At 36.4% G+C, this 25,945-nt stretch carries 22 protein-coding genes; 14 read left to right on the plus strand and 8 right to left on the minus strand.

What is annotated here, in order from left to right; all coding sequences use genetic code 11:
• Positions 1-18: 18 nt before the first annotated feature.
• Both F1325_RS07080 and F1325_RS07085 read left to right on the plus strand, forming a co-directional pair.
• Positions 19-1,203, plus strand: coding sequence for a Bcr/CflA family multidrug efflux MFS transporter (locus F1325_RS07080; RefSeq protein ID WP_244185041.1), 1,185 nt, complete (start codon positions 19-21; stop codon positions 1,201-1,203).
• 520 nt (positions 1,204-1,723) lie between these two features.
• A complete protein-coding gene (locus F1325_RS07085) occupies positions 1,724-2,071 on the plus strand; it encodes a YejG family protein (RefSeq protein ID WP_072062745.1) in 348 nt (115 codons plus the stop codon).
• A 126-nt stretch (positions 2,072-2,197) separates the two neighbouring features.
• On the opposite strand, the gene mepS is transcribed toward F1325_RS07085, so the two are convergent.
• Both mepS and F1325_RS07095 read right to left on the minus strand, forming a co-directional pair.
• The gene (gene mepS / locus F1325_RS07090; protein ID WP_100157924.1) at positions 2,198-2,812 is read right to left on the minus strand and encodes a bifunctional murein DD-endopeptidase/murein LD-carboxypeptidase; all 615 of its coding nucleotides are present in this window, start codon (positions 2,810-2,812) and stop codon (positions 2,198-2,200) included.
• A gap of 362 nt (positions 2,813-3,174) precedes the next feature.
• Positions 3,175-3,882: a phosphatase PAP2 family protein gene (locus F1325_RS07095; RefSeq protein ID WP_160230196.1), complete on the minus strand. Its 708-nt coding sequence runs from the start codon at positions 3,880-3,882 to the stop codon at positions 3,175-3,177.
• Between the two features lie 347 nt (positions 3,883-4,229).
• Here F1325_RS07095 and F1325_RS07100 point away from each other — a divergent pair, with 347 nt between their 5' ends.
• Positions 4,230-4,541 carry a hypothetical protein gene (locus F1325_RS07100; RefSeq protein WP_109372856.1) on the plus strand — a complete coding sequence of 104 codons (312 nt, stop codon included), beginning with the start codon at positions 4,230-4,232 and terminating at the stop codon, positions 4,539-4,541.
• A 341-nt stretch (positions 4,542-4,882) separates the two neighbouring features.
• The gene (locus F1325_RS07105; RefSeq protein WP_244313547.1) at positions 4,883-5,137 is read left to right on the plus strand and encodes a hypothetical protein; all 255 of its coding nucleotides are present in this window, start codon (positions 4,883-4,885) and stop codon (positions 5,135-5,137) included.
• Positions 5,138-5,278: 141 nt separating this feature from the next.
• On the opposite strand, the gene yeiP is transcribed toward F1325_RS07105, so the two are convergent.
• The 3 genes from yeiP to F1325_RS07120 all read right to left on the minus strand — a co-directional run bounded on the left by yeiP (position 5,279) and on the right by F1325_RS07120 (position 7,960).
• A complete protein-coding gene (gene yeiP / locus F1325_RS07110) occupies positions 5,279-5,851 on the minus strand; it encodes an elongation factor P-like protein YeiP (RefSeq protein ID WP_088493223.1) in 573 nt (190 codons plus the stop codon).
• Positions 5,852-6,011: 160 nt separating this feature from the next.
• On the minus strand, positions 6,012-7,253 hold the full coding sequence (gene mtr, locus F1325_RS07115; RefSeq protein WP_109372858.1) for a tryptophan permease: 1,242 nt from the start codon (positions 7,251-7,253) through the stop codon (positions 6,012-6,014).
• 290 nt (positions 7,254-7,543) lie between these two features.
• Positions 7,544-7,960: a nucleotide triphosphate diphosphatase NUDT15 gene (locus F1325_RS07120; RefSeq protein WP_109372859.1), complete on the minus strand. Its 417-nt coding sequence runs from the start codon at positions 7,958-7,960 to the stop codon at positions 7,544-7,546.
• 188 nt (positions 7,961-8,148) lie between these two features.
• Between F1325_RS07120 and fruK the strand changes: the two genes are divergently transcribed.
• Positions 8,149-9,087 (plus strand): 1-phosphofructokinase, encoded by a 939-nt coding sequence (gene fruK / locus F1325_RS07125; protein ID WP_109372860.1) that lies wholly within the window; start codon positions 8,149-8,151, stop codon positions 9,085-9,087.
• Positions 9,088-9,175: 88 nt separating this feature from the next.
• Here fruK and nfo read toward each other — a convergent pair whose 3' ends face one another.
• Together nfo and F1325_RS07135 are read right to left on the minus strand one after the other, a co-directional pair.
• Positions 9,176-10,018, minus strand: coding sequence for a deoxyribonuclease IV (nfo, locus tag F1325_RS07130; RefSeq protein WP_099074933.1), 843 nt, complete (start codon positions 10,016-10,018; stop codon positions 9,176-9,178).
• 166 nt (positions 10,019-10,184) lie between these two features.
• Positions 10,185-11,279, minus strand: a complete 1,095-nt coding sequence (locus F1325_RS07135; protein ID WP_162558373.1) for a YeiH family protein — start codon at positions 11,277-11,279, stop codon at positions 10,185-10,187.
• 184 nt (positions 11,280-11,463) lie between these two features.
• Here F1325_RS07135 and yieE point away from each other — a divergent pair, with 184 nt between their 5' ends.
• From yieE to F1325_RS07170, 7 genes are all read left to right on the plus strand, one after another.
• Positions 11,464-12,357 (plus strand): DNA-binding transcriptional regulator YeiE, encoded by an 894-nt coding sequence (yieE, locus tag F1325_RS07140; RefSeq protein ID WP_100157915.1) that lies wholly within the window; start codon positions 11,464-11,466, stop codon positions 12,355-12,357.
• A gap of 118 nt (positions 12,358-12,475) precedes the next feature.
• Positions 12,476-13,963 (plus strand): amino acid permease, encoded by a 1,488-nt coding sequence (locus F1325_RS07145; protein ID WP_160230198.1) that lies wholly within the window; start codon positions 12,476-12,478, stop codon positions 13,961-13,963.
• 567 nt (positions 13,964-14,530) lie between these two features.
• The gene (locus F1325_RS07150) at positions 14,531-15,538 is read left to right on the plus strand and encodes a FecCD family ABC transporter permease (protein WP_406588782.1); all 1,008 of its coding nucleotides are present in this window, start codon (positions 14,531-14,533) and stop codon (positions 15,536-15,538) included.
• Positions 15,538-16,320: an ABC transporter ATP-binding protein gene (locus F1325_RS07155; RefSeq protein WP_109372865.1), complete on the plus strand. Its 783-nt coding sequence runs from the start codon at positions 15,538-15,540 to the stop codon at positions 16,318-16,320. Before F1325_RS07150 ends, F1325_RS07155 begins: the two co-directional genes overlap by 1 nt.
• Positions 16,321-16,497: 177 nt before the next feature.
• Positions 16,498-18,516: a ligand-gated channel protein gene (locus F1325_RS07160; protein WP_109372866.1), complete on the plus strand. Its 2,019-nt coding sequence runs from the start codon at positions 16,498-16,500 to the stop codon at positions 18,514-18,516.
• Positions 18,517-19,274: 758 nt separating this feature from the next.
• On the plus strand, positions 19,275-19,484 hold the full coding sequence (locus tag F1325_RS19540) for a hypothetical protein (protein ID WP_100157911.1): 210 nt from the start codon (positions 19,275-19,277) through the stop codon (positions 19,482-19,484).
• The gene (locus tag F1325_RS07170) at positions 19,474-20,853 is read left to right on the plus strand and encodes an APC family permease (RefSeq protein ID WP_109372867.1); all 1,380 of its coding nucleotides are present in this window, start codon (positions 19,474-19,476) and stop codon (positions 20,851-20,853) included. Before F1325_RS19540 ends, F1325_RS07170 begins: the two co-directional genes overlap by 11 nt.
• 392 nt (positions 20,854-21,245) lie before the next feature.
• Here the strand turns inward: F1325_RS07170 and F1325_RS07175 are convergent, their stop codons facing one another.
• Complete coding sequence (locus F1325_RS07175; protein WP_160230199.1) at positions 21,246-22,895, minus strand: alpha-keto acid decarboxylase family protein; 1,650 nt, start codon at positions 22,893-22,895, stop codon at positions 21,246-21,248.
• A gap of 148 nt (positions 22,896-23,043) precedes the next feature.
• On the opposite strand from F1325_RS07175, the gene F1325_RS07180 reads away from it, so the two are divergent.
• Together F1325_RS07180 and dld are read left to right on the plus strand one after the other, a co-directional pair.
• Positions 23,044-23,931 (plus strand): LysR family transcriptional regulator, encoded by an 888-nt coding sequence (locus F1325_RS07180; RefSeq protein WP_109372869.1) that lies wholly within the window; start codon positions 23,044-23,046, stop codon positions 23,929-23,931.
• 231 nt (positions 23,932-24,162) lie between these two features.
• Positions 24,163-25,923 carry a D-lactate dehydrogenase gene (gene dld / locus F1325_RS07185; protein WP_109372870.1) on the plus strand — a complete coding sequence of 587 codons (1,761 nt, stop codon included), beginning with the start codon at positions 24,163-24,165 and terminating at the stop codon, positions 25,921-25,923.
• The last annotated feature ends 22 nt before the right edge of the window (positions 25,924-25,945 follow it).

Genomic DNA, 25,945 nt, shown 5'->3' on the forward strand with positions numbered 1-25,945 from the left:
TTTTGGGAGTTTATCTGCGTGCAACAGCAACGTTCGTCGTACCTTAGTCTCATTTTAATACTGGGACTGATTTCCATGCTTATGCCATTGGCTATAGATATGTATTTGCCAAGTTTACCAACTATTGCACAAGATTTTGGTGTACCTAGTGGCAAAGTACAAATGACATTAAGTATCTATATTTTTGGTTTTGCTATTGGGCAATTAGTCTATGGTCCTATGGCTGATAGTTTGGGACGTAAGCCTGTCATTTTGGGCGGCGTAATTGTTTTTGCTTTTGCCTCTAGTGCATGTGCATTATCTGAATCAATAGATATGTTAATTGGCATGCGCTTTTTACATGGTTTTGCAGCAGCTGCGGCAAGTGTTGTTATTAATGCATTGATGAGAGATATGTTCTCTAGAGATGATTTTTCTAGGAGTATGTCTTTTGTTGCACTTGTTATGACTATCGCACCTTTATTAGCGCCACTATTAGGTGCTTGGGTGATGAATTGGTTTTCATGGCATGCTATTTTCTGGAGTATCGCGATAGCCGCCGTGATTGCATCTGCATTAATTGCTTTTTATATTCCAGAAACATTACCAAAAGAGCGTCGCCAACGCTTTAGCTTAAGAGTGACATTTAGCCAATTTATTAGTCTGTTTAGAACACGTCGTGTCCTCTGCTATATTTTGGCTTCAGGTTTTTCTTTTGCTGGTATGTTTTCATTTCTTAGTGCTGGCCCTTTTGTCTACATCGAATTGCATGGTATTCCCTTTGATCAATTTGGATTATATTTTGGTTTTAATATCATCTTCTTAATTGTGATGACAAGCATTAATGGGCGATATGTTCGTCGATTTGGTGCGTTGAATATGTTACGCCTAGGATTAACTATTCAATGTCTTATGGGGATCTTTTTATTGCTGGTGGTCGCTCTTAATTTACATTTCTATTTCCTTGTTGTGGGGGTAGCAATGTATGTGGGCGGGATCGCTATGATCACATCGAATGCGATGGCCGTTATTCTTGATGACTATCCCCATATGGCAGGAACGGTTTCTTCTCTCGCAGGAACAGTGCGTTTTGGTGTTGGTGCGTTAGTTGGAACGGCTATTGCTATGCTACCAGCAAAATCAGAATGGCCAATGGTAAGCTCTATGGCATTCTGTGTACTGTTTGCTATGGGGTTTATTTTGCTTGCTCGTCGTTATAAATAAGAACATCACGCTATAAATAACAGAAATTTATAGCGTGCTCCTCTTTTCCTGTCTCTATTTCCTCTAAAAACACCACATTTTCCTCTGCTGTATTTCATGAATCGTTTCAAATTAGTGTGATTTTTTGATTTGAATCAATACTTGATGTTGTTTTTTTGTTAAATTAAGTAAAATTTATTTTAATAATCATCTATTATTGTTTTGTTGATATGAAGTATCGTGATAAAAATTGATGGATTGTTTTACTTGAATGCGTAATATTTTATACAATTATTTTATATGGTTGATAAAATGTTAAATAAATGGAAGAATAATTGAAGAGATTAAGCATTGCAGGCATGAATATCTGCAAACACTAAGCTAAACGAATGGTTTGATACGTCTCTTCGCTTTTTTTGTAAAGCAATTGTAATATTTATGTTCTATGATTAACAAAGTTCTAATATGCGTGTGAGCAAGTCAGTTCAAACTCGTATTGATGATGTATTAAATTAACGTGTTGATGAAACAGGATTGATTTGTGGATAATGTACAACTTTCGGTAGTTCATAAGCTGCCGCTGAGTTATCGGTGGCTAGCAGGCTTTGCAGGCACAAGAGTAGAAATACTGCCCGAAAATGATGCTGGAAAGCAAAATACGCTAATTGGCTTAAAATTATTAAGTCATGATGGTATGACACTGGATGAAGCAATACAGAATTTGCGTCAGTATCTGAGTAATCTCCATATTGATAGCGTTGTGATTGAGTGGGATGGAGCTCCTTGCCTTTTCCTTCATAGCGACGATGAATGTGCTGCATTATGTTGCTTAAAAAACGCGGGTGTCGCTATTGCAGAGCCATTCCCAACGGCATATTCTTATTTATAACGCCTATTTAATGTTATAAAACCAATGTAGTTACTGTGCGGTTTAAGCATGGTCAAGAATATAAAAAAAGCCTCATTATTTATTTTAATGAGGCTTTTTTATTGCAATAAGATATAAGGGAATTAATTATCTTAATACATTTTGCGAAAGGTTGTTTTCAACAAGCGCTGCGTCATTTTTGTCAATAACACGTCTTGCTGCATAAAAACGTTTGTTCCAGTAGACATTAGACATTTCTGACACTGTTACACCATTGCTGGTGGATGCATGTACAAATTTATCATTACCGATGTAAATTCCAACATGGCGCATAGTACGGCCTGTTTTGAATAGAACGAGATCGCCTGCTTGTAATTTTGATTTATTAACCTGAGTACCAGAGAACTGTTGGTCTGAGGTTGAGCGAGGAAGTTCTACACCGAATTGGTCAAGAAAGGTTCTTTGTACAAAGGCGGAACAGTCGATACCTTTTTTAGTATCTCCACCTAAACGATAAGCGACGCCTTTCCAGTCTGCATATTGGTCAAGTATCTTAGATTTTATATCGAGATTCTTCACCAATGATTCAAATTCATCTTGTGATGCTTGGGAAATAGATGTGCTTGATGATGTATTAAGTGGGGTAGTGCTTGAATTCGCTAAGCGTGAATTTGCGTTCTGTGAGCTACATGCTGATAGCGTAGCTACAACAATGAACGCCGGTATGAGCTTAAGCATTCTCATATACGGTTTTGTTCTCATTGTGACAGATTTCCCTTACATCCTTACGTGCAGAAGCGCACATGAATTATTCACCAAATAACCAGAGAATATAGTGTAATTTAACTCTGGCAACCCTATTTCGCGAAAAACGTGCTCTAAAGCACGTAAATATCCACATTAAACAATAAATAATGAAGAAACCAGAAAAGTGTACAGAAAGAGGGGCTAAATGGCGAGAGAAAAGGCGCTTAATTTACAAAACATTAGATAATAAAGTGCTAATACTTAAAATAGATCTCATTTTGTCATAATAATATCATTTAACTGTCAAAAAAATGACCAAAAGAATAAGTGCAATATTACACTTATTCTCTTTTAATAAATTAAATGTGTTTTCCCTTTTATTTTTTAAAAGGAAGATGTTTTTCTAATTGTCTGACAATAATATTTGATAATGGTGTAATTAATAACCAACTTGTTGTGATTAAAGTTAAAGAAATAGAACCAACTAATATATCTGATGCCCAGTGTGCACCGGCCATAACTCTTGGTAATGAAAATACGACAGTAATAAGAAGAGCACATAAGAAAGAACGAAACGAGAGATAACGTAATATAAAGCTACAGAAGATAAGTAGCATCAAACCATGATCGCCAGGGAAGCTATCACCTGAGGCATCTTTTGTAGGAATGCCAGTCATAACGCCTACTCTATGCACATCTTGAAAATGAAGTGTTGGGCTTGGTCTTTCAATGGGAATATTTTGTCCCAATTGATTAATCAGCACTGCACTTATTACCATCACTAATCCCACAATGACAAGATGGCGTTTACCCATATAATCTTTTTTACGGAATGTATTGTAATAAAGTGCACCCATCGCCAGCAAAATAACTAAATCAAACTTTCTATTATTAGTATAAGCCACAAAAGAGGCAAAAAAAGTATCAGGTAAAATGTGCTGATTAAAAAAATAAAAAATATGAGTGTCAATTGATAGCCAAAATCCATGTTGTGCTGGAAGATACCAAGAGAAAAAAATAATTAGACCTGCAAGATTAAGTAGAAAAATAGCAAGTGCTTTTTGGTGAAAATAAGAAAGTTTCATAATAATAAAATGACAAATTTTACGTGTATTTGGTGATCTGGATCACAAAAAGTTTGAGTTTAATTATAGGACTATAACCAAAATAAAAAAATAGATCTTTGCAATTTGCTGTTTGTGTAAATGTTATACTTTGGTTTCATTTCTGTTGGATTTTTTCATACCCACTTAACTCAAATTTAGAATATTTTTTCTTGATACTCGTAATTTGAGTATTATATAATTTTTTTCTATTCTTTAATTAAAGATAAAAGTTAAATAAATAAAGTAACAAGCCGATATTAGTTAGGACTTTAATAACATATTGGCTTGTGGAATTTACACACCCCAATAATCATAGGAGGCTAGTTTTGAATAAGTTATGTATTGCAGCTACGTGCTTAACTTTATTATTAAGTACACCTACTTTTGCTAAGGAAAATAAAGTCATTGGTTCCGGAACTATAACTTTTGTTGGTGCAATTGTTGAGGGCAATTGTCTAATGGATACAGAGAAAAACACTTTTAAAACAAGTTGTTGGAATGGCACTGAAATGCAAGAATCTCAATATCAGTTAGAAAGGAATAAGCACTTTAACTCTAAATTGATTAACAACAAAGGCTCTATGGATATTAAATGGATTAATGACAATTTAGCTGTAATGAACATTGTTTATAATTAGTTTCCCATAGACTTAATAATAAAAATAATTGTATTAATTAAATAAAATTTTAATACTTTTATAGAACTGTTATTAAAGTTAAAAATATTTGACTTAAGTTTAATCAACGTTGATTTCTTATTTATAAACATCGAACACTTATATTTGATAGACATCAAATATTCCTCTTATGTCTATATAAATGTCATATTTTATTGCTATGATGAAAATATGTCGGGTAGGTGTGATCCCCATACCTGCTAGCGCAAACAAGAAGTGAGGTCGTTATGAGAAAATATCTGACCGTAGTATGTAGTCTTCTCGTTTCCAGTTCGATATCATTAGCTTGGGCATCTGCTCCCATGCAAACAACAGGGCAGATTTATCTGCGGGGTGCGATTGTGGATCCTGCATGTGAGATGAATTTCACATTTGATAAAGCTGAATACCAATGTTACAAACACAACAAAGTGTTTACATCTACTCAATCTATTGTTCCTGCGTCTTTTGATAAATCCCAACAAACTATTATTTTGCCTCAAGATATGGGCAAGGCTGAGATCCGTTGGATGGATGATACCCAAAAGAATGGTGTTATTGACGTTCACTATTTTTAATGTGTCTGTGGGTAGACAGAGGTAGGTTGCAAAAGATAAACAAGTCAAATAATCGTTTGTCACATTGGGTTTCTTACGATTATCTGACCTATTTAAAGCAACATTAGCTATATGCTAATGAGTAGGGCTTTTGACTGTTGATTAGTCAGCTCGGCCCATATAGCGACGTTCAGCAATATGAATACGAACTTTATCGCCAGTAGAAAGGTATTCAGGAACCTGAATAACTAACCCTGTTGGCAATGTTGCAGGTTTAGTACGAGCACTTGCAGAAGCGCCTTTAATACCTGGGACAGTTTCAACAATTTCCATATCAACAGTTTGTGGCAGTTCTAATGCTAAAACTTGACCATCCATTGTTAATACTTGCATTCCCGCTAAGCCTTCCTCAGGAATAAACAGTAATTCATCTTCAATTTGATCTTTTTTGAAGGTATAAGGTGTGTAATCTTCATTATCCATAAAGATATATTCATCACCATCAATGTAAGAAAAGCTCACAGCACGACGCGTTAAGCTGATGGTATCAATCATATCATCACCTTTAAAACGCTCTTCTACTTTCTGGCCTGTACGGATATCAGTAAAACGCATTTTGTACAGTGTACTTGCACCACGAGCACTTGGTGCTTGGATGTCGATATCTTTTACCAGTAATAACTTGTTGTTATAACTAACAGCCATACCACGTTTAATTTCATTGGCTTTTGCCATATAAAACCTTCCATTAAATAACATTGACGATAATGGCGACAAAATTACTCGCAGTGCAGAAACTTGGCAAGTTATTCGCACATTTTTTTATAAGATTTGATAAAAAAACAAAGCCAGCTCAAGTGGGGCTGGCTTTAGATATGAGCTTTTAGAAATGAAATTAACGGTAGATAGGAAGAAGATTAAAGTTCGCTAAAATATGTGCGCTGGCATTGATAACACCAAACAAAATGACGAATCCAATCATAAACATACCACCGGGTGCTTTAAAGCTTTGACTTTGATTACGCTCACGACTCGCTTTTGCCATTAATGCTGGAATAATCGCAGCCCAAATGGTTGCTGCCAGTCCTGCAAAACCAATGGCATATAAGAAACCATCAGGGAAAATAATTGCCAAAATAGTCGGTGGTATAAACGTTACTAATGCAGATTTAAATCGACCGCTTCTTGTATTTGAAAACTTAAAGAAGTCTGCTAAGTAATCGAATAATCCTAATGACACTCCTAAGAATGAACTTGCTAATGCCATATAAGAGAAAAAGTCTAATAACATTGATACAGAAGCATTGGCGGTTGTTGAACGCATTTGTGCTAATAAGTTACCAATATTCCCACCATCAGCAATTACTTGTTTGAAATCTTCGCGAGGAATATTACCTTGTACAACAAACTGCCATAAAATATAAATCGCTAGTGAAATCAATGTACCAATAAGCAAGCTTTTCATAACAGCTTTACCATCTTTACGGTAATAAGTCACTAAGCCTGGAATATTGCCGTGATAACCAAATGAGGTCAGTAAATAAGGTAATGCGACTAAAGCATAAGGCAAGTAGCTTGCATTGTTTTCGTTAGTGTTAAATAACACAGGCATTTTTACTTCCGTAAATAGACCGCCAATAGCTAACACAAAGGCAATTACCATACCACCAATTAAAATGGTGCTTAATCTATCCACTGCGCGTGTTGATAACCAAACAAAGAAAGCAACAATTAATGCAAAGACTAAACCAGCAATAGCTTGAGGGACGCTTATCACATTTGCAAAGTTTTGCACAATAATAGAGCTACCCGCAGAAATATAAGCGTAAGTTAAAATATAAAGAACAAACGCAATAGATAGTCCATTAATGGTGCTCCAACCTTTTCCTAATAAGTCTTTGGTTATGGTATGAAAGCTTGAGCCTAAAGGATAATGAAGGTTTACTTCTAAAATCATTAACCCCGACATAAATAAACAAAACCAAGTGTAGATCAGAAGGAAAATAGAACCGGTAAACCAGACACCGGAAGTCACAATAGGAATGGAAAACATGCCTGCACCCACAGCGGTGCCAGCAATGATCATTGCACCACCAAGTATGGATGGGCGCTTTGTTATTGATGTGACTTCTGACATAGGATGTCCTTATAAAATTGACTCAATGTACTAGCTTGATGGTGTAAAGAATACACTTTTGCTATAAAGGTGTAAATAGAGGTTATTGTGCTTTATAAAAGAAAAAAGTGAGTAAAAATAATACAATAGGAGAAGGTGATTATATAAATCAATAGATTAGAGTGAGAGTTATTAGAAATGATAAAGAAATATTGCTATAAAAAAGTGAAGATTTGCGCAGAAATAGATAATTCGAACATTATTCTGAACAAAAAAGATCCAGAATAATGAAAGTGATAGGGCGTTTTTAATTAGCCTTGATAAAACTGCTTACTTTTCCATAATGCAATAGAATTGCGACTGGCTTCAAAGTGTGGCTCAGGTAAATCATCAGGTGAACACCAACGAATTTCAGAACATTTATCTGGCTCCATCAATTTAGGTTCGTCACCTTGATGTTGTGCGATCATACAAATAGAAACTGTGTGTTTGCCTTCTAATTGGTAAGTTTCTAGATTATTGCTAATACCAATCACTTGTGGCTCAGTGATCGCAATACCAATTTCTTCTTCTATTTCTCGAATAGCACATTGCTCAAAAGTTTCACCTTCATCAACATGTCCACCAAAAATTGACCAATAAGGGGCATGTTTTCCACAACGTTTTCCTAATAATACTTCACCATTTTCATTAGTGATAATTACACCAACGCCAACTACGACTGACATTTGAGACTCCTTTTTTCTTTTTTATATAGTTAATGTATAAAATAAGTCGCTTTTTACGGGTGATATTCTCCATTGAGGATGAATAGAGTGCAAGGAGAACCAGCTCGATTTCACTGAATAAAAGGTTAATTGATGCTATATATAACACCCTAAATATTCATAATAAAAAATGATTGGGGAGTGAAGGCATGAGTCGCCGTGTCGCTACGATCACCCTAAACCCTGCTTATGATCTTGTTGGTGCTTGTCCAGCTATTGATGTAGGTGGTGTTAATTTAGTCCGAACTGCTGGACTTAATCCTGCGGGTAAAGGCAATAATGTCGCGAAAGTCTTACGTGATTTAGGTATCGATATTACTGTTAGTGGGTTTATGGGACGTGAAAATCAAGAAGAGTTTCAGCACTTTTTTAGTGAAAATGGTATGGCTAACCGTTTTTATCTCGTATCAGGACGAACACGCATAAATGTAAAGCTAACTGAAGGAAAAGGACAAGTCACCGACTTTAATTTTTCAGGATTTACAGTATCACCGCAAGATTGGCAGCGTTTTGCAACAGATTCGCTTAATTGGCTTGGTCATTTCGATATGGTGGTTGTCAGTGGAAGTTTACCTAATGGTGTTGAACCTGAAGCTTTTACCCAATGGATGATTAAGTTAAGAATATTATGCCCATGCATTATTTTTGACAGCAGTCGTGATGCTTTAGTCGCAGGGTTAAAAGCAGCACCTTGGTTGATAAAACCTAATCATCGTGAATTAGAAGCGTGGGTTGGACATTCATTAACTGAAATGGCAGATATTATTAAAGCTGCTCATCAATTGCGAGATAAAGGCATTGCGCATGTCGTTATTTCACTGGGTGAAAGAGGGGCTTTATGGGTAAATGCATCTGGAGCATGGCTTGCAAAACCACCACATTGTGATGTGATAAGTACCGTTGGTGCTGGGGATTCAATGGTTGCTGGATTAGTCTATGGCTTATTAATGAGCCAAACGAGTGAGCATACATTGCGCCTTGCAACCGCTATTTCTGCGTTATCAGTCAGTCAGCCTGATGTAGGAATAAAAGACAGAAGCCAGCTTGCTGAAATGATGACTAAGATTGAGTTAACGCCTATTAAATAAAGTAATTTGCGGTTTATTGTTATAAAACGAAAATTGTATAAACCGCAAATTGCATAAACCGCAAATCTCATTACTGCTAGTGCTGTTATTAGTATTGTTGTGATTTCAACCAAGCAATTTCGTCAGGCCAAATATCAGGATTAATGGTTTCTAAAATCAACGGAATACCATCAAAACGTTTATCTTGCATAATATAACTAAAAGGCACTTTACCAATATTACCTTCACCTAAACTATGGTGGCGATCTACACGACTGGCTAATTCACTTTTTGCATCATTAAGGTGCATCGCTTTTAGGTATTGAAAGCCGACAATCTTTTCAAATTCAGCGAATGTTTTTTCGCAATCTTCAATTGTTCTTAGATCATAACCTGCGGCGAAAGTGTGGCAAGTATCAATACAAACACCTACGCGAGATTTATCTTCTACGCCATCAATAATGGCGGCTAGATGTTCAAAACGATAACCTAGATTTGTTCCTTGTCCTGCTGTATTTTCAATAACGGCAGTGACATTTTTAGTTTTTTCTAAAGTGATGTTAATTGATTGGGCAATTTTTTGTAGACACTTATCAACATCAATCTTATTTAAATGACTTCCTGGATGGAAATTCAGTAACTCAATACCTAGTTGTTCACAACGCTGCATTTCATCTAAAAATGCATCTCTCGATTTTTCGAGAGCATCTTCTTCAGGGTGACCTAAATTAATGAGATAGCTGTCATGGGGTAAAATTTGAGAGGGGCTATAACTATAAAGTTCGCAGTTCTTTTTAAATTTATCAATAACTTCTGTGGATAATGGTGCAGCTTTCCACTGGCGCTGATTCTTAGTAAAAAGGGCAAACGCAGTCGCTTTTATTTCATGTGCGCGTAATACCGCCTGATCGACGCCACCAGCAGCACTGACATGTGCGCCAACAAATTTCATTATTTCTCTCCTTAGATTTATTTCACACCATGATAACAAACATACAGCGTATAACATCATATTGAGATGATAAAAGCAAAAAAGCGCAACTAAAAATAGTTGCGCAATTGAAAAGTACTTCTCAAGGAGAAATTTTAAGGGGAATTAATTTTTATCGATATTCCTATTAAGACATCAACACAGTTTGAATAAAGATATTAATCATTGCACCACCAAGGGTTAACCAGAAAAATAAGAATAATGCTAACAATAACGGTTTGACGCCCGCTTGTCGGATAGCACTGATATGTGTTGTTAAACCTAATGCCACCATAGCCATTGCTAATAAAATGGTATCGATAGTTACAATATAACTAACAATAGACGCTGGAATTAAATTCAAAGAGTTAAAGCCCGCCATTAAAATAAAGAATACGGCGAACCAAGGAATAGTAATTGGGCTTTTTTCAGTAGCTTGTACGCCATTGTTTGCTTTGCTTTTCTTTTTACTTAAATAAGTTGAAAGAATAATTAAGAACGGTGCTAGCATCATTACGCGGATCATTTTACTAATAACCGCTGCATTTTCAGCATCAGGACTAATTGAGTGCCCGACGGCGACAACTTGAGCCACTTCGTGAATTGTTGAACCTGAGAAAATACCAAAGGTTTCTTCTGTAAATGGTAGCCAGCCTGAAAATGCATTTAAGTGATAGAACCAAGGGTAAAGAAAAATACCAATAGTCCCGAAAATCACAACAGTAGAAACCGCAACAGCGACTTGGCTTGCTTGTGCTTTAACAACAGGCTCTGTCGCCATAACAGCCGCAGCACCACAAATACTACTACCTGCACCAATCAAGATGACAGTTTGTTCATCTAAACCGAAATATTTGCGACCAATCCACATAGCAATAAGAAAAGTCGATATCAGCATAATGGCATCTATAATTAAACCTGTTGCACCTACATCTGCAATTTGCTGAAAAGTCAGTCTAAAACCGTACAAAATAATACCTGTACGTAATAAATAGTGTTTAGCGAATTTGACACCTTCGTCACTATAAGGTTTGGCAACAGGATAAAAGGTATTACCCACAATAATACCGAATAGGATAGCCAGTGTTAATGCACCTAAACCCATGCTAGAAAACCAAGGAATATCACCAATATAAATAGCAAGCGCAGTTAATACACCTGTTAGTAATAAACCAGGAAGCCAGCGATAGACTGGAGTAAAACATTTTTTCGCCAATGTAATAGGTTGACTTTGCTCTGACATAGAAAAACCTTGCTTATATGAATTTTGCATAAGCATATAACAAGTAATCTTATTTATTAAACTCATTATTTTTATAATAATAACCAGTAAAACTAATATAGGTGTATTTTCTTAAATGTACTTGGTATGTTACTGGTTTGTGGATAGTATGTTATTACAATGACAGCTCAAAGGTGGAATGGATATGCGAATTACGTTGCGGCAACTGGAAGTCTTTACTGAAGTTCTCAAGAGTGGTTCTACAACGCAAGCATCACAACAGCTTGCTTTATCTCAATCTGCTGTCAGTGCATCTTTAACTGATCTCGAAAGCCAACTAGGCGTACAGCTTTTTGACAGAGTGGGAAAACGGCTTGTCACAAATGAACATGGGCGATTACTTTATCCCAGAGCATTATCTTTACTTGAACGAGCAACAGAAGTGGAGCAGTTATTCCAAGCTGGAAATGGTGCTTTGCGCATTGCTGCAAGTACAACAATAGGTAATTATATTTTACCTCAAATGTTGGGAAATTTTCATCGTAACTATCCTGATATTCCGCTAGAAATGAGTATTGGAAATACCGAGGAAGTCGTTAAATTAGTGAGCGAATTCCGTGTTGATCTAGGGTTAATTGAAGGTGCTTGTCAAAGCTCTGAACTCATTAGCCAGAAATGGCTTTTAGATGAAATGGTTATTTTTTGCTCGCCCGATCATCCGCTAGCTAAAGCACCAAAAGTGACTTTAACTGATTTACAGTCGGCTCCTTGGATTTTACGAGAAAATGGTTCGGGAACTCGAGATGTACTTAACCATCTTCTATTTGCTTCTTTGCCGGGCTACCGCATTGAAATGGAATTAGGTAACTCAGAAGCAATAAAACACGCCGTAATGTATGAAATGGGGATCAGCTGTTTATCTCGCCGAGTTATTGAAGAGCAGATTAATAATGGCTCATTAAAAGAGATAAAAGTAGAAGGGCTGGCCTTACAACGTACTCTATATCTTGTATATCATCGTCAAAAACATGTCTCTGATGCATTGAAAAAACTTCTGACGTATTGTAATGCTGAACATTTAATCGGCAATTTTTCATAAATTGCTAATAATTGACGCCCGATCATGAAGGTATCTTATAATCCCAGATCCTTGCTATTCACGAACGACAGATTTGCTACAATCCTCGTTAGAAAAGTGAATATAAAAGTGGAATGTTATGTCAGAACAACAAAATAGTACTGCTGATTCGGGCGCAGTACGCACTTTGCGCCGAGAGTTAAAAGCGCGACATTTAGCGATGATCGCTATTGGTGGTTCAATTGGTACAGGGCTTTTTGTCGCATCTGGTGCAACTGTTGCTCAAGCAGGGCCAGGTGGGGCATTACTCTCTTATGCTTTAATTGGATTAATGGTCTATTTTCTAATGACCAGCCTTGGGGAATTAGCCGCATTTATGCCTGTTTCCGGTTCATTCTCAACATACGGTTCTAAGTATGTAGAAGAAGGTTTTGGTTTCGCATTAGGCTGGAACTATTGGTATAACTGGGCAGTTACAATTGCTGTTGACCTTGTTGCTGCACAATTGGTGATGCTCTATTGGTTCCCTGATGTTGATGGTTGGATCTGGAGTGCTCTATTCCTTGGTGTTATTTTCTTACTCAACTATATCTCTGTAAAAGGGTTTGGTGAGGCAGAATATTGGTTCTCCTTAATCAAAGTTTCCACAGTAATTATCTTTATTATTGTGGGTATTGCGATGATCACTGGCATTATGAGAGGTGCCGAAAACGCAGGTTGGCATAATTGGGAAATTGGTGATGCACCTTTTGCGGGGGGATTTGCCGCCATGATTGGTGTTGCCATGATTGTTGGTTTCTCATTCCAAGGCACTGAATTAATTGGTATTGCGGCGGGTGAATCTAAAGATCCAGCTAAAAATATTCCAAAAGCTGTGCGTAAAGTCTTCTGGCGTATCTTATTATTTTATATCTTCGCAATTTTAATTATTAGCTTAATTATCCCTTACACTGATCCTAATTTACTGCGTAATGATGTAGGTGATATTAGCGTTAGTCCATTCACATTAGTCTTTAAAAATGCGGGATTATTATCTGCGGCTGCCATCATGAATGCGGTTATCTTAACCGCGGTACTTTCTGCTGGTAACTCAGGCATGTATGCATCAACGCGTATGCTGTTTACATTAGCAAGAGAAGGCAAAGCACCAAAATGCTTTGGTAAATTGTCTAAAAATGGTGTGCCACGCAATGCGCTTTATGCGACAACGGTTGTTGCTGGTTTATGCTTCTTAAGCTCGATGTACGGAAACCAAACTGTCTACTTGTGGTTATTAAATACCTCGGGAATGACGGGTTTTATTGCATGGTTAGGTATTGCGATTAGCCACTACCGTTTTCGTAAAGGCTATGTTGCACAAGGTCGTGATTTAAATGACTTACCTTATCGCTCTGGCTTCTTCCCAATTGGTCCTATTTTTGCCTTTATTTTGTGTTTAATTATTACATTAGGCCAAAATTACCAAGCTTTCTTAGAAGATACGATTGACTGGTATGGTGCTATTGCAACTTATATTGGTATCCCATTATTTTTATTAATTTGGTTTACTTATAAGATTGTGAAGAAAACCCGCTTTATTCGTTATAACGAAATGGAATTTCCAACACATATTGCGAATAAAAAATAACCTATAAATCAAGTTATTAAGACGCCCGTTTTGTGATCTCGATCACTATGAAACGGGCGCTTTTTTATTTTTTAACCAGTCAATTATAAAAAATATACAAAAACTCTAATTATATTAGTAATCGCATTGATAATAATTATTATTTGCTTTATTGTTAACGCATAATTTATTTACTGAAAAATAAAATAATGGTGCTATTGGTTGTAAATAATATGCTTAATGTAATGAGTCTGATAATAATTAACCCTTCTAGTGCTCAATACAGCCAACCAACAGCTTATCGCCATATAATAAGTTACATAGCGAATATATTTCACCGTATAATAATTTTGCGACTCATTTCTTCGTTGAATAAATTGTCTCAAATAGATAATTGGCTTTCTGTACATAAGAAACAGTTGATGAGTTGTACGGTATGTTCTTGCCTATTGAATATGTTGGCAGGAGCAGAAAAACGTAGAAAAAAAACTAGGTACAACAATTGATATGAGCATTATGTCAGAGAGATTTGCCACACAAGAGCATGAAAGAGATCCATCAGATAATGTGAAAGTCCATTATCGAAAAATGATGAATAAACGCATGCTATGGTTGGGAGTTATCTTTTTAATTATTTGTGGTTCAGTGGTGTTAGATTTCACCATGGGACCTTCTGGTTTATCGCTTGATAAATTATTAACAACCCTTTTTCAACCTGAGCTTGTTGATGCAGGTTCTCGAGTGATTGTATGGGATATCCGCTTACCTTATGCCCTAATGGCGGTTGTGGTAGGGATGTCGCTAGGATTAGCGGGTGCAGAAATGCAAACTATTCTAAATAACCCGTTAGCAAGTCCATTCACATTAGGTTTATCAAATGCAGCTTCATTTGGTGCTGCATTAGCGATTGTTTTAGGTATTGGTATTCCAGGTATTCCTGACCAATGGTTTATTTCGGCGAATGCGTTTCTCTTTGCATTATTATCAGCTTTATTATTAGACGGAATAACTCGTTGGACTCGAGTTCCTACATCTGGAGTGGTGCTTTTTGGTATTGCCATGGTGTTTACCTTTAATGCATTAGTCTCAATGATGCAATTTATTGCAACAGAAGACACTCTCCAAGGTCTGGTTTTCTGGACTATGGGAAGTCTAACGCGTGCAACATGGGTAAAACTCGGTGTTATGGCGGGTGCTTTTGCTGTCATTATGGTGATTTCATGGATGAGTTCATGGAAGTTAACGGCATTGCGATTAGGTGAAGATAGAGCGATTAGCTTTGGTATTGATGTAAAGCGTTTAAGATTAGGCTCATTACTGCGCATTAGTATTTTAACCGCGCTCGCAGTTGCTTTTGTTGGACCAATTGCTTTTATTGGTTTAGTTGCCCCTCATATTGCTCGCATGATGTTTGGTGAAGACCATCGATTCTATCTGCCAGCAAGCGCATTAATTGGTGCTTTAGTTTTATCATTGGCATCTATTGCTTCTAAAAATTTAATACCGGGTGTCATTATTCCAGTCGGTATTGTGACATCGCTGGTGGGTGTGCCATTTTTCCTCAGTATGATTTTACGTCATAAGGGGAATATCTAATGATGGAAGGATTAAAGATCCGAGATTTTAGTACTGGGTATGCTAAACATCTTATCATTAAGGCACTAGATGTTGAGCCTTTGCCAAAAGGAAAGGTCACCGTATTATTGGGGCCAAACGGTAGCGGAAAATCAACATTATTAAGAGCGTTAGCGGGATTAAATAAATCATCAGGTGTTGTCAGTTTAGATGGCAACGATCTAGCATCGATGAATTTTGCACAACGTGCTCAAAATGTAGTCTATTTGCCACAAACATTACCTGCTGGTGTTCATTTACATGTTTTAGAGTCCATTATTGTGGCGCAGCGTGCTTCAGGTGGATTACATAATGAACATAGTGAAGCTCAGGTAATGCACTTATTACGCCAATTAGGTATTGAGCATTTAGCATTACGTTATTTAGATGAATTATCGGGTGGTCAAAAACAATTAGTGGGGCTTGCTCAATCATTAATTAGACAACCCTCTTTATTATTATTGGACGAGCCATTAAGCGCACTAGATCTTAATTACCAATATCATGTAATGGATTTAGTTGCTAAAGAAACACACCGTAGAAATATTATCACTGTCGTCGTTGTTCACGATATTAATATCGCCTTACGACATGGCGAACATGTATTAATGTTGAAACAAGGACAGTTAATTGCACAAGGCACGCCAGATAAGGTTATCACGGCACAAAGCCTTGCCGATGTTTATGGTGTTCAAGGTCGATTGGAATATTGTTCACAAGGAATACCTCAAATTATTATTGATGGTTTAGTGGATAAAATATAGAGAAGTAAAAAAGAAAGAGAAAAGAAGTAAATATAGGAACGCAGTAAATAGGGATATAAAAATAATATTAAAATAACTAAGGGTAATTAAGTTTATTTATTACCCTAATTTCTGAGCAACTGTCGACATATCCATCTATATAAAACTTAAAGAATATATATTCTTGGAGAATCGGGAATGGTAGTGTTAAATAAAAATAAAATCGCGCTTGGCGTTGTTGCTGCTATTGCATCAAGTTTTGTAATGACTGCTTCAGCAGAAAATGTAGAAAAATTGCTTGTAACAACCGCTTCTGGGTTTAAGCAAACCGTTGAAGATGCACCTGCATCGGTTTCTGTTGTCACTCGTGAACAATTAGAAACCAAATCTTACCGTGATGTGACTGACGCATTAAAAGATGTTCCCGGCGTATTAGTAACAGGCGGTGGAAGTAGTTCTGATATTAGTATTCGTGGTATGGATGCAAAATATACCATGATCTTAGTTGATGGTAAGCGTGTTGCGTCGCGTGAAACGCGTCCTAATAGTGATAACTCTGGTATTGAACAAGGTTGGTTACCGCCTTTACCTGCTATTGAACGTATTGAAGTTGTACGTGGCCCAATGTCTTCTTTATATGGTTCAGATGCAATGGGTGGGGTTATCAATATTATTACCCGTAAAGCGCAAAAAGAGTGGAACTTTAGTTTACGTGCAGACAGCACTATCACAGAGCGTAAAGATTCAGGTAACACTAATCAAGGTAGTTTTTATGCGGGTGGTCCATTAATTGATAATGTGTTGGGCTTGAAAATTCAAGGTCAATATTCACATCGTAGCGAAGACAAAATTGTGAATGGCTATAACCGTCAGATCACAGCAACAGGTGGTGGTACTTTAAGTTGGACGCCTGATGAGCAGAACACGATTGATTTTGAGTTTAAAAAAGATAACCAACATCGTGACTCTCGCGTATGGCATTCTAAATCTGGATTACCTAGCCGAGGAAAAGCCCCTGAAAGCAGTTTTACTGATTATGAGCTGACACATTATGCACTTACTCATGATGGTGTTTATGACTTTGGTACGATGAATACGTATGTTCAGCGTGATGAAAGCCGTAATCCATCCCGTAAAATGGATTATGACGACACAACAGTACGTAATCAGACGGTTTTAATGTTCGGTGACCATACCTTAAGTGTTGGTGCCCAATATCGTTATGAAGAATTAAAAGATGAAGGAAATAAACTTAAAGGTAGCAATAAATTAGACCGCTATAGTTGGGCTCTATTTGCTGAAGATGAATGGGCGATGACCAACGATTTCGCTTTAACGGGCGGTCTGCGTATGGATAAAGATGAAAACTTTGGTACACACTGGACACCTCGAGTATATGGCGTATGGCATCTTGCTGATGAGTGGACGTTAAAAGGAGGCGTTTCTACCGGTTATCGTTCACCTGATTTACGTCAAGCAACAGCATCATGGGGTCAAGGTACAGGTGGTGGTAGTTATGATGCGGTTATTTATGGTAACCCAAGCTTAAAACCTGAAAAATCAGTTACTGAAGAAATCTCGATTATTTGGGATAACCGTGAAAACCTGACAGCAAGTTTAGGTCTTTTCAATACCGACTTTAAAGATAAGATTATGGAAGATCGTCGTTGTGATAGCCGTACAAATAAAGACGGTTCTAAAATGACGGATTTACGTGATTGTACATTAGCAGATGGTGTTGGTAATAATGGGAAGCCTTATGACTTTGTTAGTGATAGAACTAACGTAGATAAAGCCAATATGCGCGGTATTGAAGCCACCTTTAATTGGACAATTTCACCAGAGTGGAATTTAGCGGCTAACTATACCTTTACCGATACTGAACAAAAAAGTGGTGATTTCAAAGGTAAGCCATTAAATAAACAGCCACGCCATATGGCTAATGCGACCTTAAACTGGGAAACCACGCCAGAAATGGAAACATGGGCGCGTATTAACTTCCGTGGTAAAACCTCTGATTACTTATCACGCACCTCTATGTCACATGGTACGCCTTCTTATGCATTTGTTGATATTGGTACAAGTTACAGCTTAACCAAACAATTAAATGTGATTGGTGGTGTTTATAACGTGTTAGATCGTCGTATTGACCAAGAACACTTCAATACCACATTAGAAGGTCGTCGTTACAATATTGGTTTGAACTATAACTTCTAATTTTTCCCCTCAGTTTGTGTCACTAAGACTCCACTTGTGGAGTCTTTTTTTATCATTCTTTGGGTTAAAATAAATACTGGAAAATTTAAATATTGAGGTCTATATTTAGCTCAATAAATCATCTTACCTATCGTTTTATTCTGACTATCAGAGTGTTATTTCTACTTATTACCAGTCATTTTTTTCTCAATTTATTCTCTTACTTTTTATTTATATAAAACAGGTTATTAAAAAATAGACACTTTTTATTAAAAGACTATTTTTGAGGGATAAAAGAAGCATAAGTTAACAAAATCTTAGCATTAATCTTATTAATGTATTTTAAATGCTTTATTTTGATGATTTGTTGATGATATTAATTTTAATCTAAAGTTTAATTCTTATTTATCAATGTATTGTGTTTTATTTCCTTTCGTTGCAGTAATGGTTATTTGAAATATTTAAAGCTTATGAGTTGTGATAAAAACACAATTATTGTTAATAAAATGTGGCGTTATATGTTGACTTAGTTTGCGAATTGAAAAGATCGTAAAAAAAGGGGGCTTTTTGATGAAAATGTATTGCTATTTAAGTCTGAGACGTGCAAAATGCGCCCACTAAAAATATGACTGATGCGTTTAAAGTGCATCGGTTTTTTTTTGCATTTTTACTTATTACTACACCAAGAGGTCAGATTCATTTGAGTCTGAATAGATAACATAATTTGATTAGCAGCCAGCCCCTTAGAGAAAGGGTTGTCATGATAGAGGAATGCTAATATGGTACAATTATTCTCTTTCGCAGTCGGGCCTAACGGCACTGCGGGCAATGATGACTACGGAGCACGGCGTCTCCTAAACACATACACATCCTTAAAAACTTCATTCTATTCTGTTTATAGGCAGATGCGAAGTCTTCCCAGTAACTGTCGGTTGAGTTTATCTAATACTCAAACCGAAGTTATGGGAGGGTTCGCTAATGTCAGATAACGTCATCTCCTCTATCGGCACTAACCAAACTGGTGCTAACAATCGAGTTCAATTACGTAAGACCTTGACTCTAATGCAGGTAGTCATGATGGGGCTTGCTTTTTTACAGCCTATGACTATTTTCGATACATTTGGTATCGTTTCTGGCATTACGAATGGTCACGTAGCAACCTCGTATGCGATTGCGTTGATTGCAATTTTATTTACAGCTGTAAGTTATGGAAAATTAGTTAAGCGTTTTCCTTCTGCAGGCTCTGCGTATACTTATGCTCAAAAATCCATGAGTCCTTATGTTGGCTTTATGGTGGGTTGGTCATCTTTACTCGACTATTTATTTATGCCAATGATTAATATCTTATTGGCGAAAATCTATTTACAAGCAATATTCCCGGGCGTTGAACCGTGGATCTTTGTATTTGGCTTAGTGGCTTTAATGACGTTCTTTAACCTACGTGGTATTAACGTTGTTGCTAACTTAAATACAGCGATCGTTATTGTACAGGTTGCAGTAATGGTTGTGTTTGTTGGATTACTTATTCACGGTGTTTATAACGGAGAAGGTGCAGGGGAGTTATGGACCTTTAGACCGTTTGCGTCTGTTGATGCTGAAGTCATACCAATGATAACCGGAGCGACAATACTCTGTTTCTCATTCTTAGGTTTTGACGGTATCAGTACATTATCAGAAGAGACACCAAATGCAGGTAAAGTTATCCCTAAAGCGATTTTCTTAACTGCGCTGATTGGTGGGATCATCTTTATTGCCGTTTCTTACTTTTTACAACTGTATTTCCCAGATATTTCACGATTCAAAAACCCAGAAGAGTCACAACCTGAAATAATGCTGTATGTTGCGGGAGCTTTATTCCAGTCTATTATTTTAGTGTTCTCTTGTGTGACTGTATTAGCATCAGGTATGGCGGCTCACGCAGGTGTTGCACGTTTACTTTATGTAATGGGACGTGATGGCGTATTCCCTGAGAAGACATTTGGTTATGTACACCCAAAATGGCGTACACCTGCATTTAACGTGCTATTAGTTGGTTTCTTAGCATTAGGTGCCGTGTTCTTTGATTTAGTGACTGCTACTGCATTAATTAACTTTGGTGCGTTAGTTGCGTTTACTTTCGTGAATCTGTCTGTTATTTCACAGTTCTATATTCGTGAGCGTCGTAATAAAGGATTAATGGATCACATTAATTATCTGATATTGCCTATCATTGGTGCTGCGACAATGGGAGTCTTGTGGATAAACCTTGAACCAGGCTCTATGGAGTTGGGACTTGTTTGGGGCGCAATTGGTATTCTTTATATGGTGTGGATCACTCGTCGATTCCGTCGACCAATGCCACAAATGCCAGAAAAGTAATACTATAAAAATTGTCATAAAAATCAGTGTAGAAATGGCTTCAGTAATGAAGCCATTTTTTTTGCCTACAATAAATTATCAGTATTAAATTAGCTGTATCAAATAGGAAATTGAACAATAAATGATAAATAGGGTGGTTTACACATTTTCTGATAATAAGAATTACATTGAAAAATAAATAATCGTATCGTTATAAATAAAATATTAAGATATGATTGTTCTAACAGAATTTAATGAAGCTGTTTTTTTCTTGGTGATTATGAAAATCGCACTCTTTCTCTTGAGAAATTTATTAAATTAATACATTTTATATCAAATGGTTATATTGATAAAAACCTGGCCTAAGCTAAGTCAGCATAAGCTAGGTTTTGTTATTTAAATCGTACTATAACTTAAAATGAATAAAGCGAATCTTTAGACTCTTTTAATTTTTGTGCTAATTCAGAAGCTTCATATCGTTCGGTTACTATTTCTATATAAGAGGCATTTTCTGTTGATCCCGCCACTTTAAGCGCTTTATTTAATTCATCTATCGTTGTGACTTTCTCACAATGCCAATCTCTTGCGCCAAAAGCTTTAGGTAATTGATGATAATTCCATTGAGCGAGATCGTTATAATAAGCTTCAGGGTAATCACATAATAATCGTTCAATTAAATAACCATCATTATTTAAAACAAGGATGATCGGTTTTAATCCGAAGCGAACAAATTGACTAATCTCTTGTACGGTTAATTGATGTGAGCCTTCACCTGTAATTAAAATAACTCGTTTGCTAGGTGCTGCAAGTGCAGCACCAAATGATGCTGGTGTAGCCCAACCAATAGAACCCCATAATGTTTGGTTATGGAATTGTGCACCTTCTGGTAATAGGGCAAAACCTAATCCCATTGATGATGTCCCTGTCTCTGCAATAATAATATCATTAGGTTTAAAGAACTTTTCTAAATGAGGATATAGATATTGAGCAGTAATTTTACCATTATCAGCTAACATAGCTTCGCCTAATCCTTTGGCTTTTATCTGATGATAACTTCTTTTCGGTAATCGTTGAGTCAGTGCAGAGAGTACGTCCTCCATATAAATCGATGTGTAGATAACAGAGCCAATCTCAACATATTCGGGCATGATGTTGATAAATTGTTTTGGTTTAATATTGGCAGTGAAACTTCCTGTATTGAAGTCGGTCATCATTGCACCAATACCTAATACGTACTCACTATTTTCTACAAATTCTCTGACTTCAGGTGTCATTAATTTGCCATCATACATACCAACATATTGGGGATGAGATTCACTCAAAATACTTTTATCCATAAACATAGTGGCATAAGGTAAGCCCGTTTTATCGATAAAAGCTTGGACATTATCTGATAGCCCTAAACGTGCGGATAAAATACCTGGTAATACGCAGATATTATTGCTGTGTATAAGCTTTTCAATAATGAGTGATACCACTTTTTCTAGTATTTCTTTATCACTCACTGGTCTTTTCGGGGGGATAACAGGTGAATGTTCTATCACTTGCATAGTGGCATAATCAGAAGGTAGGCCAATATAAACTGGGCGACGTTCTTTTAATGCAGTAGAAATTAAACGTTCCATTTCTGTAATGCAATTTTCAGGTGTTAATATTGCGTGAGCACAAGCAAGGCGTTGGCCTAATTGATAAAAAATATCAAAATCACCATTACCTAATGTGTGATGAACAAGGCGCTTACTTTTTTGTACACCACTTGCTGGCATACCAACTAAATGGAAAATAGGTAGGTTTTCTGCATAAGAGCCAGCAATAGCATTAATTGCACTTAACTCACCAACACCAAATGTTGTCGATAATGCTGCCATACCTTTAATTCGGGCATAACCATCAGCAGCGTAAGCTGCATTTAATTCATTGCAGTTACCAATCCAACGCATATGACTGCTATTACAAATAGTATCTTCTATGGGAAACGCATAATCACCCGCAACACCAAAAACATCACTTATTCCTAAGTCATATAAACGGGTTAACATATATTCAACGACAGTCTTACTCATATTATCTCCAAAAAATCCGAATAATAGTCTATAAAGGTGGATGAATGCTTTTACATTATGCTTAATGTTTTATCGCGAATATTATTTGATATGAAATGGTTTATTATCATTAAGGGCATAACTAAATGTAATAAGGTAAATATTGCTAATGAATATTCGTACATTACGCTATTTTGTTGAGGTTGTTCAATTAAATGGCTTTAGCCGAGCCGCTGATGCGCTATTTATCACTCAACCTGCAATTAGTCGTAGTATTAAAAAATTAGAAGATGAATTGGGTGTTATTTTATTAGTGAGAGAAGTTGATGGCGTTAGATTAACGGATGATGGTGCAATATTGTTTGAACATGCAAAACAGATAATTGCACAATTTAATAATATGAATAAAGCATTACAGGACAAGTCTGGGCCATTAACAGGGACATTAAATGTTGGATTACCTCCTGTAATAGCTTCGACGTATTTTGCTGATATTATTATGGCATTTAGCTCTCGCCATCCTCTAGTTGAACTAAAAATATTTGAATTGGGTACTAAGCAAATGGCTGATGCCATGAGAGAAGGCAGAGTTGAAACTGCCGCTGTCGTATTGCCTTTTAATGAAGATATTTTTGAATTAACACCTTTTTCAGAAGATCACTTAATGCTATTAATGTCACCATCTCATTCTTTAGCTATAAAAAAGGAAATTCATTTCAAAGAGTTGATTAATGAACCTTTTATCTTCTTTTCTGAAGATTTTCGTATTAATGATTTAATTTATAGTGCTTGTGGTATTTACAATACAGTGCCTATTATTGCGGGACGTAGTAACCATCTGGATTTAATTATCGCCATGGTAAAAGCAGGTGTAGGAGTAACACTTTTACCCAACAGTATGTGTAATAAAAATCCTATTGATGATTTGGTTGTTCTTCCTGTAGTGGAACCTACATTGTCATATCAAATAGCACTAGCAAATAATAAAAACGGCTATAAAAGCCGAAGTTGCCAAGCATGGGATCAGTTAGCAAGAGAAAAGCTAACAATAGAATAAATATTAAAATAATACTTATTTATATTCTATTTAAGAAATAAATATCGCAATTATCTTTAAATAATAAAAGTGATTATAAATCAATAAATGTTATTTTTAAAGAAATGAGGATAGCAGTATAAAAGCAGTTATATAAATGATAAGTTTATATTTTGCACATAGTCTTATGAGTAATAATAAAAATGGGCAAATAAAAGATTAATCAGACAAGACAGGAATAGGATAGGTAAAATGAATGAGAGTAATAGTTCTGTAAATCAACATTTTATTCGCAAACTTGAAGGTATCGTTGGTAAAAAACAAGTATTAACACAAGCACATAAAACAGAACGTTATCGCAAAGGTTTTCGTTCAGGGCAAGGTAAGGCGTTGGCTGTTGTCTTTCCCGCTAATCTATTAGAACAGTGGCGAGTTTTTAAAACCTGTGTCGAAGCCGATAAAATTATTATTATGCAAGCGGCGAATACTGGATTAACAGAGGGTTCAACGCCTAATGGTGATGATTATGATAGAGATATCGTGATTATTAGTACATTACGCCAAGATAAAATACAGGTTCTTTCAGAGCATAATCAAGTTATTGCTTTCCCTGGTAGTACGTTATGGCATTTAGAAAAAGTATTAAAGCCATTAGGGCGAGAACCTCATTCTGTTATTGGCTCTTCTTGTATTGGTGCGTCGGTGATAGGAGGAATTTGTAACAACTCGGGCGGCGCTTTAGTTCGCCGCGGGCCTGCTTATACCGAATTATCGCTTTATGCTCGCGTTAATGAAAAAGGTGAAGCTGAATTAGTTAACCATTTAGGTATTGATTTAGGTGAAACACCAGAAGAGATATTAACTAATTTAGATAATCGTCATTATCATGAAAAACAGATACAAACGACAGAAAAACTAGCCTCTGATCATGAATATCATGAGCGTATACGTGATGTCGATGCTAATACACCTTCTCGTTTTAACAATGATGAACGGCGTTTATATGAAGCAGCAGGGAGTGCAGGAAAATTATCGGTATTTGCTGTGAGATTAGATACTTTTCCAGCAGATCATCGCACTCAGGTTTTTTATATTGGTACTAATAATCCGGACGAACTTGAAGATATTCGTCGTCATATTTTAAGCCATTTTAAAAAGTTGCCTGTTGCTGGGGAATATATGCATAGAAGCTATTACAAAATGGCTGAAGTGTATGGAAAAGACACATTTTTGGTGATTGATAAATTAGGTACAGATAAAATGCCAATATTATTTGCCGTAAAAGGGCGAGTAGATGCGGTATTAAATAAAGTGCCTTTCTTACCTAAAAACATGGTGGACAGAACCATGCAGTTTATGAGCAAACTATGGCCAGCTCATTTACCAGAGCGTATGACTGATTTTCGTGACAAATATGAACATCATCTTATGTTAAGAATGGCAGATGATGGAATTGAAGAAGCCGCAACTTATTTAAAAGAATACTTTAAGCTAGCATCAGGTGATTATTTTGAATGTACTGAAGAAGAGGGAAATAAAGCCTTTTTGCATCGTTTTGCTGCCGCAGGTGCTGCTGTGCGTTATCATGCCGTTCATGTTAATGATGTAGAAGATGTGTTGCCATTAGATATTGCATTGCGCCGTAATGACAAAGATTGGTTTGAAAAGCTACCACCTGAAATAGAGAATAAATTACTTTATAAACTCTATTGTGGGCATTTTATGTGTCACGTTATGCATCAAGATTATATTATTAAAAAAGGTGTTGATGCTAAAGCATTAAAAGCAGAAATGCTGGCGTTATTAGATCAGCGTGGAGCTGAATATCCCGCAGAGCATAACGTAGGTCATATGTATTATGCTAAACCTCAATTAAAAGCATTCTATAAGCATAACGATCCAACCAATAGCATGAACCCGGGTATTGGTAAAACCTCAAAACTAAAATATTGGGGAGAAGAGTGTGGCTGTGGACATGCTCATAATGATGCTAATACAGAGAATAAAAAATAATTGTTGTAGATTGTGTTTATTA

Source organism: Proteus columbae (assembly GCF_009914335.1).
Taxonomy (GTDB): Bacteria; Pseudomonadota; Gammaproteobacteria; order Enterobacterales; family Enterobacteriaceae; genus Proteus.

Bases quoted from the DNA above. Each gene is read 5' to 3' on its own strand.
- mepS (WP_100157924.1), bottom strand. From the start codon at position 2,812: ATGAGAACAAAACCGTATATGAGAATGCTTAAGCTCATACCGGCGTTC.
- F1325_RS07095 (WP_160230196.1), bottom strand. From the start codon at position 3,882: ATGAAACTTTCTTATTTTCACCAAAAAGCACTTGCTATTTTTCTACTT.
- F1325_RS07105 (WP_244313547.1), top strand. From the start codon at position 4,883: ATGCAAACAACAGGGCAGATTTATCTGCGGGGTGCGATTGTGGATCCT.
- yeiP (WP_088493223.1), bottom strand. From the start codon at position 5,851: ATGGCAAAAGCCAATGAAATTAAACGTGGTATGGCTGTTAGTTATAAC.
- mtr (WP_109372858.1), bottom strand. From the start codon at position 7,253: ATGTCAGAAGTCACATCAATAACAAAGCGCCCATCCATACTTGGTGGT.
- F1325_RS07120 (WP_109372859.1), bottom strand. From the start codon at position 7,960: ATGTCAGTCGTAGTTGGCGTTGGTGTAATTATCACTAATGAAAATGGT.
- fruK (WP_109372860.1), top strand. From the start codon at position 8,149: ATGAGTCGCCGTGTCGCTACGATCACCCTAAACCCTGCTTATGATCTT.
- nfo (WP_099074933.1), bottom strand. From the start codon at position 10,018: ATGAAATTTGTTGGCGCACATGTCAGTGCTGCTGGTGGCGTCGATCAG.
- F1325_RS07135 (WP_162558373.1), bottom strand. From the start codon at position 11,279: ATGTCAGAGCAAAGTCAACCTATTACATTGGCGAAAAAATGTTTTACT.
- yieE (WP_100157915.1), top strand. From the start codon at position 11,464: ATGCGAATTACGTTGCGGCAACTGGAAGTCTTTACTGAAGTTCTCAAG.
- F1325_RS07145 (WP_160230198.1), top strand. From the start codon at position 12,476: ATGTCAGAACAACAAAATAGTACTGCTGATTCGGGCGCAGTACGCACT.
- F1325_RS07150 (WP_406588782.1), top strand. From the start codon at position 14,531: ATGATGAATAAACGCATGCTATGGTTGGGAGTTATCTTTTTAATTATT.
- F1325_RS07155 (WP_109372865.1), top strand. From the start codon at position 15,538: ATGATGGAAGGATTAAAGATCCGAGATTTTAGTACTGGGTATGCTAAA.
- F1325_RS07160 (WP_109372866.1), top strand. From the start codon at position 16,498: ATGGTAGTGTTAAATAAAAATAAAATCGCGCTTGGCGTTGTTGCTGCT.
- F1325_RS19540 (WP_100157911.1), top strand. From the start codon at position 19,275: ATGGTACAATTATTCTCTTTCGCAGTCGGGCCTAACGGCACTGCGGGC.
- F1325_RS07170 (WP_109372867.1), top strand. From the start codon at position 19,474: ATGTCAGATAACGTCATCTCCTCTATCGGCACTAACCAAACTGGTGCT.
- F1325_RS07175 (WP_160230199.1), bottom strand. From the start codon at position 22,895: ATGAGTAAGACTGTCGTTGAATATATGTTAACCCGTTTATATGACTTA.
- F1325_RS07180 (WP_109372869.1), top strand. From the start codon at position 23,044: ATGAATATTCGTACATTACGCTATTTTGTTGAGGTTGTTCAATTAAAT.
- dld (WP_109372870.1), top strand. From the start codon at position 24,163: ATGAATGAGAGTAATAGTTCTGTAAATCAACATTTTATTCGCAAACTT.